Source organism: Actinocorallia libanotica (genome assembly GCF_039525175.1).
Lineage (GTDB): Bacteria > Actinomycetota > Actinomycetes > Streptosporangiales > Streptosporangiaceae > Actinocorallia > Actinocorallia libanotica.
The window spans coordinates 211,984-224,802 of sequence record NZ_BAAAHH010000002.1 but is presented as its reverse complement, the minus strand read 5'-3'; the positions used below and the strand labels follow the sequence as shown (position 1 = coordinate 224,802).

Annotated in this window: 13 protein-coding genes; 7 read left to right on the top strand and 6 right to left on the bottom strand. The window is 70.6% G+C overall.

Features of this window, described 5'->3' with window-relative positions:
- Nucleotides 1-79: 79 nt before the first annotated feature.
- Nucleotides 80-790: a (2Fe-2S)-binding protein gene (locus ABD140_RS04095; protein ID WP_344236830.1), complete on the bottom strand. Its 711-nt coding sequence runs from the start codon at nt 788-790 to the stop codon at nt 80-82.
- Between the two features lie 145 nt (nt 791-935).
- Between ABD140_RS04095 and ABD140_RS04090 the strand changes: the two genes are divergently transcribed.
- The 3 genes from ABD140_RS04090 to ABD140_RS04080 all read left to right on the top strand — a co-directional run bounded on the left by ABD140_RS04090 (nt 936) and on the right by ABD140_RS04080 (nt 3,934).
- The gene (locus tag ABD140_RS04090; RefSeq protein WP_344236828.1) at nt 936-2,723 is read left to right on the top strand and encodes a thiamine pyrophosphate-requiring protein; all 1,788 of its coding nucleotides are present in this window, start codon (nt 936-938) and stop codon (nt 2,721-2,723) included.
- A gap of 101 nt (nt 2,724-2,824) precedes the next feature.
- Nucleotides 2,825-3,364, top strand: a complete 540-nt coding sequence (locus tag ABD140_RS04085) for a ferritin-like domain-containing protein (protein ID WP_344236825.1) — start codon at nt 2,825-2,827, stop codon at nt 3,362-3,364.
- A 3-nt stretch (nt 3,365-3,367) separates the two neighbouring features.
- Nucleotides 3,368-3,934: a type 1 glutamine amidotransferase domain-containing protein gene (locus tag ABD140_RS04080; protein WP_344236823.1), complete on the top strand. Its 567-nt coding sequence runs from the start codon at nt 3,368-3,370 to the stop codon at nt 3,932-3,934.
- Nucleotides 3,935-4,004: 70 nt separating this feature from the next.
- Here ABD140_RS04080 and ABD140_RS04075 read toward each other — a convergent pair whose 3' ends face one another.
- On the bottom strand, nt 4,005-4,358 hold the full coding sequence (locus tag ABD140_RS04075; protein WP_344236821.1) for an ArsR/SmtB family transcription factor: 354 nt from the start codon (nt 4,356-4,358) through the stop codon (nt 4,005-4,007).
- 139 nt (nt 4,359-4,497) lie between these two features.
- Here ABD140_RS04075 and ABD140_RS04070 point away from each other — a divergent pair, with 139 nt between their 5' ends.
- Nucleotides 4,498-5,607, top strand: a complete 1,110-nt coding sequence (locus ABD140_RS04070; protein WP_344236819.1) for an NADH:flavin oxidoreductase/NADH oxidase — start codon at nt 4,498-4,500, stop codon at nt 5,605-5,607.
- Between the two features lie 466 nt (nt 5,608-6,073).
- On the opposite strand, the gene bla is transcribed toward ABD140_RS04070, so the two are convergent.
- The 4 genes from bla to ABD140_RS04050 all read right to left on the bottom strand — a co-directional run bounded on the left by bla (nt 6,074) and on the right by ABD140_RS04050 (nt 9,851).
- Nucleotides 6,074-7,015, bottom strand: a complete 942-nt coding sequence (bla, locus tag ABD140_RS04065) for a class A beta-lactamase (protein WP_344236817.1) — start codon at nt 7,013-7,015, stop codon at nt 6,074-6,076.
- Between the two features lie 396 nt (nt 7,016-7,411).
- Entirely contained in the window at nt 7,412-8,395 is a 984-nt protein-coding gene (locus ABD140_RS04060; RefSeq protein ID WP_344236815.1) for a L,D-transpeptidase, read from the bottom strand.
- Between the two features lie 155 nt (nt 8,396-8,550).
- Nucleotides 8,551-9,033, bottom strand: coding sequence for an RNA polymerase sigma factor (locus ABD140_RS04055; protein ID WP_344236813.1), 483 nt, complete (start codon nt 9,031-9,033; stop codon nt 8,551-8,553).
- On the bottom strand, nt 9,030-9,851 hold the full coding sequence (locus tag ABD140_RS04050) for a hypothetical protein (protein WP_344236811.1): 822 nt from the start codon (nt 9,849-9,851) through the stop codon (nt 9,030-9,032). The genes ABD140_RS04055 and ABD140_RS04050 overlap by 4 nt, the downstream gene beginning before the upstream one ends.
- Nucleotides 9,852-10,125: 274 nt before the next feature.
- Here ABD140_RS04050 and nth point away from each other — a divergent pair, with 274 nt between their 5' ends.
- The 3 genes from nth (at nt 10,126) to ABD140_RS04035 (ending at nt 12,819) form a co-directional block, all read left to right on the top strand.
- A complete protein-coding gene (nth, locus tag ABD140_RS04045) occupies nt 10,126-10,866 on the top strand; it encodes an endonuclease III (RefSeq protein ID WP_344236809.1) in 741 nt (246 codons plus the stop codon).
- A 32-nt stretch (nt 10,867-10,898) separates the two neighbouring features.
- Nucleotides 10,899-11,537 carry an NUDIX hydrolase gene (locus ABD140_RS04040; protein ID WP_425544077.1) on the top strand — a complete coding sequence of 213 codons (639 nt, stop codon included), beginning with the start codon at nt 10,899-10,901 and terminating at the stop codon, nt 11,535-11,537.
- Nucleotides 11,538-11,622: 85 nt separating this feature from the next.
- Nucleotides 11,623-12,819 carry a MarP family serine protease gene (locus tag ABD140_RS04035; protein WP_425544076.1) on the top strand — a complete coding sequence of 399 codons (1,197 nt, stop codon included), beginning with the start codon at nt 11,623-11,625 and terminating at the stop codon, nt 12,817-12,819.

The window sequence follows — 12,819 nt, the reverse complement described above, 5'->3', positions numbered from 1 at the left end:
CCTGGGGCAGCCATCGTCGGCGGCTGATGTGCGCATGTCTCGGCTCCTGGTCGCCTGCCTGGGGCAGGCGTCCGCGGATTCATGGACGTGCGGGTCGGGGGCGGAGTGCGCAGTCGCCGCATTTGCCGCTGCCGGGGACGCGGTAGTAGAGGCAGCAGGCGGCGCGGGTGAAGGACGGCCTGCCGGGGGCGGGTTCGGTGAGCCGGTGGGCGGCCTCGAAAGGGGGCCGGGACAGGATGCCGAGGGCGAGGGTGATGGCGTCGGCTGCGTGTTCGGGGCGCTCCAGGGCGAGGACCCCGGTGGTTCCGGCGAGGGCCGACGCCGCGTTGTCCCACAGGAGGCGGGTGGAGATCTTGACCAGGCTCTGAAGGGCGACGGCCAGGGACTCCAGGAGGGCGGTGACGTCCCTGTGGATGACCGCGGCGGGATCGTCGGCGTCCGGACGTACCTTCGGCGAGGGCAGACGGAGGGGAAGGGGGCCGGTGGCGACGGCCTGCCAGCGGAGGTCGTCGACGGTCCACTCCAGGAGGCGGCCGTGCAGGACGGCCGCGCCGACGAAAGGAGACCACAGGCGGGAGGCGAAACCCATCTGGACGAGGGACGCCGCGACGCGGGGCTCGTCGATCTCCAGGAGGTCGGTCGTCCGGGCCAGCCGTTCCCCCAGCACGGCCTTGTCGGTGAACAGTTCGGACAGCGGGAGCCAGGAGGCGTCACCGTGACCGGTGAAGAGGTGGAAGTAGCCGCCGACTTCGGAGACGTCGGCGATGACCTCGTGCAGGTCGGTGGGCATGGGGGAGCCGTTCCTCGTTCCGCGTTCGCCTTTCCTCGCATCATGGCACGGCACGGGACGTACGGGATCTTTGCCCGCCCGTGGCGGGTGGGGCCGCGGGGGGCGGGTAGGCGGAACGCGAGGGTTGTCGGAAGGCGGGGGACTCATGAAAGTCGCCGATTTCCTGCTGTCGCGGCTCCGGGAGTGGGGGGTGGAGCACGTCTTCGCCTATCCGGGGGACGGGATCAACGGGCTGCTGGGCGCGTGGGGGCGGGCGGGGGACCGTCCGAGGTTCGTGCAGGCCAGGCACGAGGAGATGTGCGCGTTCGAGGCCGTCGGGTACGCGAAGTTCACCGGACGGCTGGGCGTGTGCGCGGCGACGTCCGGGCCGGGCGGGATCCACCTGCTGAACGGGCTGTACGACGCCAGGCTCGACCGCGTGCCGGTCGTGGCGATCGTCGGGCAGACCGACCGCACCGCGATGGGCGGCTCCTACCAGCAGGAGGTCGACCTGCTGTCGCTGTTCAAGGACGTGGCCGGCGCCTACGTCCAGATGGTGACGGTGCCCGAGCAGCTGCCGAACGTGCTGGACCGGGCGATCAGGACCGCGATGGCCGAACGGGTGCCCACGGCCGTCATCATCCCGGCCGACGTGCAGACCCTGGACTACGTGCGGCCGGGGCACGAGTTCAAGATGGTGCCGTCCAGCCTCGGCGTCAGCTGGCCGTCCGTCGCGCCGGACGAGAGGGCGCTGCGGCGGGCCGCGGACATCCTGAACGCCGGGAGCAGAGTGGCGGTCCTGGCCGGGGCGGGGGCGCGCGGCGCGGCCGAGGAGCTGCGGCAGGTCGCCGACCTGCTCGGCGCCGGTGTCGCCAAGGCGCTGCTGGGCAAGGACGTCCTCTCCGACGAGCTGCCGTACGTGACGGGCTCGATCGGGCTGCTGGGAACGCGGCCGAGCCACGAGCTGATGACGGGCTGCGACACCCTTCTCACGGTCGGATCGAGCTTCCCGTACTCGCAGTTCCTGCCGGAGTACGGCCAGGCGCGGGCGGTGCAGATCGACATCGACCCCAAGCAGATCGGGATGCGCTACCCGTACGAGGTGAACATGGTCGGGGACGCGGCGGTCACGCTGCGCGCGCTGATCCCGCTGCTGACCCGCAAGACCGACCGGTCGTGGCGGGAGGAGGTCGAGGCCGGGGTCGCCCGCTGGTGGGCGACGATGCAGCGGGAGGCGATGGTCGACGCCGACCCCGTCAACCCGATGCGGCTGTTCCACGAGCTGTCGCCGCGGCTGCCCGACAACGCGATCGTCACGGCCGATTCGGGTTCCGCGGCCAACTGGTACGCCCGCAACCTGCGCTTCCGGGGGAAGGTGCGCGGTTCGCTGTCGGGGACGCTGGCGACGATGGGCGCGGGCGTGCCGTACGCGATCGGCGCGAAGTTCGGCCTGCCGGAGAACCCGGTCATCGCGTTCGCCGGAGACGGGGCGATGCAGATGAACGGCCTGGCCGAGCTGCTGACCGTCAAGCACTACTGGCGTACGTGGGCGGACCCGCGACTCGTCGTCGCGGTGCTGCACAACAACGACCTCAACCAGGTCACGTGGGAGATGCGCGGGATGCAGGGGGCGCCGAAGTTCCCGCAGTCGCAGACGCTCCCCGACATGGACTACGCGGCCTTCGCCGAGAGCCTCGGGCTACTGGCCGTCACCGTCGACCGGCCCGAGCAGATCGGCCCCGCCTGGGACCGGGTGCTGGCGGCGGACAGGCCCGCGCTGCTGGACGTGCGCACCGACCCCGACGTCCCGCCGATCCCGCCGCACGCCACGTCCGACCAGATCAAGGACACCCTCAAGGCGCTCCTGGGCGGCGACGAGGACCGCTGGGGCGTGCTGCGGGAAGGGCTCAAGACCAAGGCGCAGGAGTTCCTCTCGCGCCTCGACGAGAGATGAGACGCCTCACTTCTCGTCATGGGTGAGTATCACGATGGGTAGGGGAAAACCGTAACGATTCTCCTATGCGGGAATCGATGGCTTCATCGGGGGGATTTCGCATGGCGAAGAGCAGCTTCAGCCTGGACGTGTCGGCGATCCGGGAGCGGGCCAGGGAGAAGATGGACAGCGGTCCGGTGACCGAGTCGTACGGCAGGAGCACCGAGCAGGTCATCGGGGTGCTCAACGACGTGCTGGCCACCGAGATCGTCTGCTGGATGCGCTACAGCCAGCACGCGATCGCGGCGGTGGGCATCGACCGCGCGCAGGTGGTGGCCGAGTTCCAGGAGCACGCCGAACAGGAGCGCGACCACGCGATGCGCGCCGCGGAGCGGATCAGCCAGCTCGGCGGCAGCCCCGACTTCGACCCGGCGACGCTGGCGGAGCGCTCGCACACCACGTACGAGACGTTCTCCGAGGACGACCTGCGCGGGATGCTGAAGGAGAACCTCGTCGCCGAGCGGATCGTCATCGAGTCCTACCAGGAGATCATCCGCTGGCTCAGTGACGGCGACGTCACCACCCGGCGGCTCATGGAACACATCCTGGCCGAGGAGGAGGAGCACGCCGACGACCTCCTCGACCTGTTGGGAGGGAAGTAGCTCATGGCCAACGAACTGCGCGGGAAGGTGATCGCCTTCCTCGTCGCCCCCGAGGGCGCCGAGCAGGTGGAACTGGTGGAACCGTGGCGGGCGGTGGAGTCCGCGGGCGGCAGGCCGGTGCTCATCGCACCGGTCGACAAGGCGGGCGCCGAGGCGCAGCTCTTCCAGCACCTGGACAAGGGCGACCGGCAACGGGTCGACATGCCGCTGTCCACCGCCGACGTCGCCGAGTACGACGCCCTGGTGCTCCCCGGCGGCGTCGCCAACCCCGACATGCTCCGCACGGATCCCGAGGCCGTCCGCTTCGTCCGGCGCTTCTTCAGCGACGGCAAGCCGGTCGCGGCCATCTGCCACGCGCCCTGGATGCTCATCGAGGCGCACGAGGCCAGCGGCCGCACCCTCACCTCGTGGCCGAGCCTCCACACCGACCTGTCCAACGCCGGCGCCGCCTGGGTCGACGAGCCCGTCGTCATCTGCGAAAAGGGCAACAACACCCTGGTCACCAGCCGCAAACCCGACGACCTTCCGTCCTTCAACGAGGCGGTCGTCAAGGTCTTCTCCGCCGCCTGAGACCTGCCGCCCGCGCCCGCAGACGCCCCGCGCGCCTGCGGGCGCGACGCGTTGTGGGTGACGGCTGCGGTCACTTCCCGGAAGGAGAAGGGGGCGCTTGCAGGACGGCGGTGAGGAGGCCGGGGAAGCGGTCTTCGAGGTCGTCGCGGCGCAGCCGGCTGAGGCAGGAGGTGCCCTCGTAGTGCTGGCGGATGACGCCGGATTCGCGCAGCACCCGGAAGTGGTGGGTGGAGGTGGACTTGCTCACCGGGAGCTCGAACGCGGAGCACGCCAGGTTCTCGTGCCGCCTTTCGGCGAGGGTGCGCACGATGCGCAGCCGGATGGGATCGGCCAGCGCGTGCAGGACGCCCTCCAGGCGGAGTTCCTCCGGGGCCGGGTGGGGGAGCGTGCGGACGGTCGCGGCGGTCCGCGCGGTCGCGGGCATGGGGAACCTCCGTACGGGTGACTCTTCACCAAAGTACGACGATCGTCGTAGTTTGACAAATGACGTAGTACGGTGTTTATCGTACTAAGCGTCGGCCGCACGGTCGGCTTCCATCCCCCGGCCCTGCGGAGGCGTAGCCGTGAGCGTCCTGTTCAGCCCCCTGACCCTGCGGTCCCTGGAGATCCCCAACCGCATCTGGATGTCCCCGATGTGCATGTACTCCGCCGCGTCCGAAGGGCCGGAGACCGGGGTGCCGACGGACTTCCACCTCACCCACCTGGCCTCCCGGGCGGCCGGAGGAGCGGGTCTGGTCATGGTCGAGGCCACCGGGATCCGCCCCGACGGACGCATCAGCCCGTGGGACCTGGGCCTGTGGAACGACCGCCAGCAGCAGGCGTTCACCCGCGTCGTCGAAGCGATCCGCGCCCACGGCTCGGTGCCCGCCATCCAGCTCGCCCACGCCGGACGCAAGGCCTCCCTCGACAAGCCCTGGCTCACCGACGGGCCCCTGCCCGAGAGCGAAGGCGGCTGGCGGACGGTCGCGCCCAGCCCGGAACCCTTCACCGGCCTGCCCGTTCCGCACGAGCTCACCGAGGCGGAGATCCGGCAGCTGGTGCGCGACTTCGCCGACTCGGCCGCGCGCGCGTCGGCCGCGGGCTTCCAGGTGGTCGAACTGCACGGCGCCCACGGCTACCTGATCCACTCCTTCCTCTCCCCGTTCGCCAACCACCGCACCGACGCCTACGGCGGCAGCTTCGAGAACCGCCTGCGCTTCCCCCTGGAGGTCGTCGAAGCCGTCCGCGAGGTGTGGCCCGCGGACCTGCCGGTCTTCTTCCGCGCCTCGGCCACCGACTGGCTGACCGAGAACCCCGAGGACGACCGCGAAGGCTGGACCGCCGAGGACACCGTCCGCCTCGCCAAGGAACTCCAGGCCCGCGGCGTGGACCTGATGGACGTCTCCACCGGCGGCATGGCCCGCGACGCCCGCATCCCCGCCGGCCTCGGCTACCAGGTGCCCTTCGCCGCCCAGGTCCGCGACGCCACCGGCCTCCCCACCGGCGCCGTCGGCCTCATCGTGCACCCCGACCAGGCCGAAAACGTCATCACCTCCGGCCAGGCCGACGCCGTCCTCCTCGGCCGCGAACTCCTCCGCGACCCCTACTGGCCCCACCGCGCCGCCCTCGCCCTCGGCGCCGACCCCCACTGGCCCGACCAGTACGCCCACGCCGTCGTCCGCCGCAAGCGCTGACGCCTCCCCGCCTCTTTGGAGCTTCCTGCATCCTTCGGCCTTTTCGGCCGACGACCGCCTTCCGGTCGTTGTCCGTCCTCCGGTCGTTGTCCGTCTGCAAAGTCGGCGACCGCTCTTCGGTCAGCGATCGCCCTTCGGGCGGCGACTGCCTTCCGACCAGTGACTGTCTTACCGGTCGTTGTCCGCCTTCCGGTCGTTGTCCGTTTGCAGGATCGGTGACCGCTCTTCGGTCAGTGACTGCCTTTGGGTCTTTGGTCAGTGACTGCCTTTCGGGTGGTGATCGCCTTCCGGGTCGTTGAGGTCGTTGACCGCCTTCCGGCCAGCGGCTGCCTTACCGATTGGCGACCGCCTTTCGGTTCGGCGACCGCCTTTCGGTCAGCGACTGCTTTCCGGATTGATGACTGCTTCTGCGGACGGTGATCTCGCCTTCAGGGGATGACGAGGCGTGTCAGGGCCGTGGGCGGGATCAGGTGAAGGCCTTGACGGCGATCTCGGTGGCTTCGGCGAGGACCCGGTCTTCGTAGGAGCCGTTCTTGGCGGGTTTGTCGGCGAAGGCGGCGATGACCAGGGGGGTGCCGTCGGGGGACCAGGCGACGCCGACGTCGTTGACGGCGGCGTAGGCGCCGGTTCCGGTCTTGTCGGCGGCGGTCCAGCCGCGGGGGAGGCCCGCGCGGATGCGGTCCCGGCCGGTGCGGTTGGCCTTCATCCACCGGGTGAGCCGGTCGCGTTCGGGCGGTGCCAGGGCCTCGCCCAGGAGAAGCGCCCGGTAGCCGGCGGCCATGCCGGCCGGGGTGGTGGTGTCCAGGAGGGAGCCCGGGGTGACCTCGTTGAGCTCGGGCTCGTAGCGGTCCAGGCGGGTGGCCGGGTCGCCGATGGAACGGGCGAAGGAGGTCACCGCGGAGGGGCCGCCCAGGATGTCGAGCAGCTCGTTGGAGGCGGTGTTGTCGCTCTGGAGGAGGGCGGCGCGGCACAGTTCGGTGATCGTCATACCGGTGTCCACGCGGGTCTCGGTGACGGGCGAGTGCGGGACCAGGTCGGCTCGGGTGAAGCGGATCCTGCGGTCGAGGAGGCCGGAGTCCAGCGGATGGGCCTTCAGGACCGCGGCGACGGCGTAGGTCTTGAACGTCGAGCACATCGCGAACCGCTCGTCCTGCCGATGCCCGAGGACCAGGCCGGTGCTCGGATCGGACGCCCAGAACCCGAGGCGAACACCGAAGCGCTTCTCCAGGCGCCGCAGGGCCGCGACGCTCGTGCTCAGATCCGCGACCGGAACGGTCGGCGTCCCCGTCCCCGGCCCCGCTGACCCGGAGGACCGGGACGCCTGCGGGCCGTCGGCACCGCCCGAGTCGCTGCATGCCGCGGCGAACGGCAGCGTCAGAAGCGCCCCCAGCACGGTCCGGCGTCTCATCGGCTTCCTCTCTCGACACCGGCTCGAACCGGCTCCCTTGGGCGATCAGGCTGCAAGCCTTCCAGACGGACGGCGGAATCGACTGAAGGTGAGCTCGCCGGACACCATCGTTCCTCAGAGCAGCTGAAGACAGGTCCGCCTGGAAACCGTCTGGACGGACAACGGAATGGGAGGCGAGCCCGCCGGACACCGTCGTTCCTCAAAGCGGCCGGCCGAGGGTAAATCCGCTGGGTGCCGGTTCCTCCAAACGGCTGAGGGCGGATTTGCCGGGTGTCGAGGCTGAAACGGTTGGGGGTGAATTCGTTGGGCGCCGAGGCTCCCCAGAACGGCCGGAAGCGGGTTGCCGGGTGTCGTTGTTCTTCAGGTCGAAGGCGGTCCGCGGGGTGGTACGGCTCTTCAGGAGGTGACGACGGGGGTTTTGAGCGCGCTTCCGGCCAGCCACTGCTTCCAGGGCATCTGGTGATAGCTCCAGCCGTTGTTCCACGGCAGTTTCCGCTCGGTGCCGGTGATCACGACGGGATCGCCCCGGTACGACCAGCGGAAGAACCAGGCGGCGTCGTCGCGGCTGGAACGGACGCACCCGTGGCTGCAGTTCTGGCGGCCGAGACACCAGGTCTCGCCGTTGCTCGCATGGACGTACTCGCCGCTGGCCGAGATGCGGGTGGCGTACTCGACCCAGGTGTCCCAGTCCTCCTTGTCCTGAGGGCCGGACCGCATGCGCTCCCTTTTCCTGTGATCCATGACCAGGTGGATGCCACTGGAGGTCTGCCAGTAGTCGATGCCGTCCGCCCGCCGGTCGCCGCCGCCGCCCATGCTCACCTTCCATCGGCGGACGAGCTCGCCGTCGCGGTACGCCTCGGCGAGGTGCGTCTTGGCGTTGGCCTTCACCACGTGTTCGTCGCCGATCGTGAACGTCGATCTCACGTCGGCCCCGCCGACCAGGTTCTTTCCGGCCTTCACCCCTTGGAGGCCGGCTTTGAAGACGACCTTCTGGTCGGCGGGCCACCAGCGCTTCGGACGGAAGATGGCGAGCTGCCGGCCTTGCGCGTTCTTCGTCCAGTGCCAGGCGCCGACCGTCGACTTCGTCGACGTGACGGACAGGGCCCGTTCGACCGCCTTCTTGTCCGGCACCGGATGGCTGAACCTGACGATGATCGGCATGCCGACGCCGACCTTCTCCCCCGGCCGGGGCGTCAGATCGGTGATCTTGAGAAGCCTGGTCTGCGCCGCGGCCCGGCGAGCGGTCTCCGGACGCTCGGCGGGAGCACTCTCGGCAGAAGGGGCCTCGGCGGCGGGCCGCCCGGCGGGCGCCACGTCGGGAGATGCCGCGCATCCGGCCGTCAAGATCAGAAGCGAGCAGAGCAGAGGGATGCCACGCATGGGGTTCTCCGGTCTCGATGGGCGCTCGGCCAGTGCGCTGCCGGGCAGGCCGCGGGGACGAGGTGAGGGGTCGGCGGATGTGCTGCGGGACGGGTCGAGGGGTCGGCGGATGTGCCGCGGGGGCGGGATGAGGGGACGGGGGACGGGGCGAGGGGTCAGCGGGTGCGCTGCGGGGACAGTTCGTCGCGGAGCCTGGCCCGGGCTCGCGACAGGCGGCTGCGGACGGCTTCGGGTCCGAGCCCGAGCAGTTGCGCTATTTCAGGAGCGCTGAGTCCTTCCCAGGCGCTGAGGGAGAGGATCTCCCTGTCCTTCTCGGGGAGACGGGACAGGGCCTGGCGTACGTGGGACCCGCCGTCGTCGCCTCGGGCCGTTGCCAGGTGCTCGCGGAGTCGTTCGGCCAGCCGGTGCCGCCGGACGGACCCGCGCAGGTGGTTCGCCAGAACCTTTCTCGCGACGCCGTAGAGCCAGAGCTTGGCCGCTTCGCCTTCCGGGACGGCCGCGATGCGGCGCCACGCGATCGTGAAGACCTCGGTCACCAGGTCGGCGGCGTCCTCGGAAGGCTCAACACGGCGCAGGAAGAAACCGAGGATCCGGTGGCTGTGAGCGGCGTACAGCTCCTCGAAAGACGCCTCGTTCACTCGGCTTCTCCGAAGTAGGAGCGGGCGTCGCAGAGCTCGTCGAGATCTTTTCGGAGGATGCCGCCGTCACCCTTCTCCAGCTGGCCGAGCATCCTGTCGAATCTGTTCTGGTCCGTCCACATCCCGTCTTCGTAGACGCTCCACTTCCGCGTCCCGACGAGCACCTTCCGGGCGGCCTCGCGGCCGCTGGGGCCGCTGTCCTTCCAGTAGCGCATCCATTGGCACCTCGCCTGGGCGGCCAGGGCATGGCGGAGGGAGGTCTCCTGCGTCTGACCCCGCCAGAGGCCGGGGCGCTGCAGAGAGGTCCAATCCCCGCCGGGAGGAAGCGGGAACCCTCGGCCGAACTCCTCGATCGCGGCGGGGAGCTCGGGGCTCTCCAGATTCAGCCACTCGCTGCGGTCTGGACCGTCCTCCAGCGGCCCGAACCGTCCGGTGCGCAACTCGGGCCCGGTCGGCGTTGACGCCGGTGACGTGGCGACCGGGCGCTGGACGTCCAGGTTTTCGTCCCGCCGGTCGGCGACCACCACCGGGATCGTGATCGCGACCGCCACCGCGACCGCACTGGCGATCATCGGCCGCCAGCGACCGCCGCCGCTCGCCGACCGCTGGTGTCCGTCGCCGCTCACCGGCTGTCGGCGCCCGTCGTTCACGGGCTGTCGGCGCCCACCGCCGATCAACCTCAACCGATGCCGGGTCGGGAGCTCCCGGCCGATCTCGGCGAGTAGCGCGCTCACCTGGGGGTCCTCGGCGAGCCGCGCATCCGTGACGGGTCGGCTCGCCTTGAGTATCGCGTCCAGCTCGCTGTCCGTGGGGGGCACCGGCGACTCCTCGTTCTCTGTACTCGTCATCACATGTCCGGCAAGCGGCGTATCGTGACGCGAGTGACGCGGATCACGCCCGATGCGCGGACGTCGCCCCGGGGCGCGCCGATGCCACACGGCAGGTGGAGGACCTGATCGCCCGCAGGGAGAGATGCGCGGACGTCGTCTCGGGGCGCGCCGATGCCATCCCGGTGAAGGCGCCGGTGCCGGGCGGGACGATCGCCGCCGGGAGAGGCGGAGGACGCGGAGGATGAGCCTTTAGGCTGAGGGGATGGCTGCGAAGGCGGAGATTTCCGGGCGGGCCCGGCGGCGGAAGCCCGAGACCAGGCTGGGACTGGTGCGGCGGGCGCGGCGGATGGACCGGGTGCTGGCGGAGACCTATCCGGACGCGCACTGCGAGCTGAACTTCACGAACTCCTTCCAGCTGCTGGTGGCCACCGTTCTGTCGGCGCAGACGACGGACTCGCGGGTCAACCTGACGACCCCGGCGCTGTTCGCCCGGTATCCGACGCCCGAGGACCTGGCGGCGGCCGACCCGGAGGACGTCGAGGCGATCATCAAGCCGACCGGCTTCTTCCGGGCGAAGACCAAGTCGGTCATCGGGCTGTCCGCGGGGCTGCGCGACCGCTTCGGAGGCGAGGTGCCGGGCAGGCTGGAGGACCTCGTGACGCTGCCAGGGGTCGGCCGCAAGACCGCGAACGTGGTGCTCGGCAACGCCTTCGGGGTGCCGGGCCTGACGGTGGACACCCATTTCGGGCGGGTGGTGCGCCGCTTCGGCTGGACGACCGAGGAGGATCCGGAGAAGGTCGAGCAGGAGATCGCGAAGCTGTTCGAGAAGCGCGACTGGACCATGCTGTCGCACCGGCTGATCTGGCACGGGCGGCGGCGCTGCCACGCCAGGCGGCCCGCCTGCGGCGTCTGCCCGGTGGCGCCGGACTGCCCGGCGTATGGTGAAGGACCCACCGATCCCAAGATCGCCGCCAAGCTGCTCAGAGACAGGTCCTTTGCGTGAATAATTCCGGGCTGGGGGATGTTGCCCCGAACGTGATCCCCTCATGGCTCGACCTCTTCCGCGAGCGGGCACCGAGGCTGGAGGTGCCCGCCTTCCTGCGTCCCGCGCCGCACGCCCGCCCCGCGGCGGTGCTGGTGCTCTTCGGGGAGGGCCCGGAAGGCCCGGACATCCTGCTGATCGAGCGCGCCGCGACCCTGAGGAAGCACGCGGGCCAGCCGGCCTTCCCCGGCGGCGCGATCGACCCCGAGGACGACGGCCCGATCGCGGCCGCCCTGCGGGAGGCCGAGGAGGAGACCGGCGTCGACCCCGACGGGGTGACCGTCCTGGACGCCCTGCCGGAGCTGTACCTGTCGCGGAGCAACTTCCGGGTGACGCCCGTCGCGGGCTGGTGGCACGACCCGTCGGACGTCTCCCCGGGCCACCCCGGCGAGGTGGCCGCGGTGGCGCGCGTCCCGATCGGGGAGCTGGTCGACCCGGCGAACCGGGTGGCGCTGCGCGCTCCGGGCGGCTTCGTCGGCCCCGCCTTCCGGGTGCGCGACATGCTCGTCTGGGGGTTCACCGCGGGCCTGCTGAACAACCTCCTGGAGGCCGGCGGCTGGGCGGTGCCCTGGGACTCCGGTCGGGTCGAGGATCTGCCGCCGGACGTCCTGAACCTGGCGGCGAGAGGATGAATCACCCTGTACGGTGACGCGCCGGGAGGTCATCTCCTTCCTCCAGGGGACTGGAAAACCCCCGATCTCCCTGTACTTTGAAGCGGTGTTGGGCGACCACGTACTCGATCTGATCTTGCTCGTGTTGATCGTGCTCTTCGCGGTCTCGGGGTACCGGCAGGGCTTCATCGTGGGCCTGCTGAGCTTCGTGGGCTTCGTCGGCGGCGGGATCCTGGGGGTCGTCATCGCCCCGCCGCTCGTCAAGTGGGTGGTGGAGGGGGCGGCCCAGCAGGCGCTGCTGGCGATCGTCATCGCCTTCCTCGCCGCCACTTTCGGGCAGCTGCTCGCCTCCTCCGCCGGGGCCGTGCTGCGCAACCGCGTCACCGGCAGCAACGCCCGCGTCGTGGACGCCGCGGGAGGCGCGGTGGTCAGCGTGATGTCGCTGCTGCTGGTCGCCTGGTTCATCGGGATCGTCCTCCTCGATCAGTCGCCCATCCGAGTGGTAGCCAAGCAGGTTCACAACTCCGCCGTGCTCGACGCTGTGGATAACCTCATGCCGTACGCCGCCGACCAGTGGGCGGAGTCGTTCGACAAGTTCGTGGACGGCACCGAGTTCCCCAAGGTCTTCAACGGCCTGGGCGGCGAGCCGCTGGTCGACGTGGGTCCGCCCGACAAGTCCGTGGAGACCTCGCCCGCCCTGCGCGGCGCCCGCTACAGCATCGCCAAGATCATCGGCACCGCCCCGGAGTGCGGCAAGCGCATCGAGGGCACGGGCTTCGTCTTCGCACCCGAGCGGATCATGACCAACGCCCACGTGGTGGCGGGCACGCGCGGTTCGCTGTCGATCCAGGTGGCGTCCCGCGAGCTCCGCGGCAGGGTCGTGCTCTACAACGCCAAACGCGACATCGCGGTCATCTACGTGCCGGGGCTGCGGGCGCAGGCACTGCAGTTCGACCGCGAGGCCAAGCGCGGCGACGCCGCGGTCGTGGCGGGCTTCCCCAAGAACCGCCCCTACACCGTCCGGGCCGCCAAGGTCAGCGCCCGCCAGCGGGCCAACGGGCCCGACATCTACGGTGGCTCCCAGGTCACCCGCGAGATCTACGCGCTGCGCGGCAAGGTGGAGCAGGGCAACTCCGGCGGCCCGCTGCTCGCCGAGGACGGCCGGGTGTTCGGCGTGATCTTCGCGGCGCGCGAGCACGACTCCGACACCGGCTACGCGCTGACCGCGGACGAGGTCGCCCCGGACGCCCAGGCGGGCCAGAACGCCACCGAACCCGCCTACACGCAGAAGTGCGCCGGCTGA

Bases quoted from the DNA above. Each gene is read 5' to 3' on its own strand.
- ABD140_RS04095 (WP_344236830.1), bottom strand. From the start codon at position 790: ATGCCCACCGACCTGCACGAGGTCATCGCCGACGTCTCCGAAGTCGGC.
- ABD140_RS04090 (WP_344236828.1), top strand. From the start codon at position 936: ATGAAAGTCGCCGATTTCCTGCTGTCGCGGCTCCGGGAGTGGGGGGTG.
- ABD140_RS04085 (WP_344236825.1), top strand. From the start codon at position 2,825: ATGGCGAAGAGCAGCTTCAGCCTGGACGTGTCGGCGATCCGGGAGCGG.
- ABD140_RS04080 (WP_344236823.1), top strand. From the start codon at position 3,368: ATGGCCAACGAACTGCGCGGGAAGGTGATCGCCTTCCTCGTCGCCCCC.
- ABD140_RS04075 (WP_344236821.1), bottom strand. From the start codon at position 4,358: ATGCCCGCGACCGCGCGGACCGCCGCGACCGTCCGCACGCTCCCCCAC.
- bla (WP_344236817.1), bottom strand. From the start codon at position 7,015: ATGAGACGCCGGACCGTGCTGGGGGCGCTTCTGACGCTGCCGTTCGCC.
- ABD140_RS04060 (WP_344236815.1), bottom strand. From the start codon at position 8,395: ATGCGTGGCATCCCTCTGCTCTGCTCGCTTCTGATCTTGACGGCCGGA.
- nth (WP_344236809.1), top strand. From the start codon at position 10,126: ATGGCTGCGAAGGCGGAGATTTCCGGGCGGGCCCGGCGGCGGAAGCCC.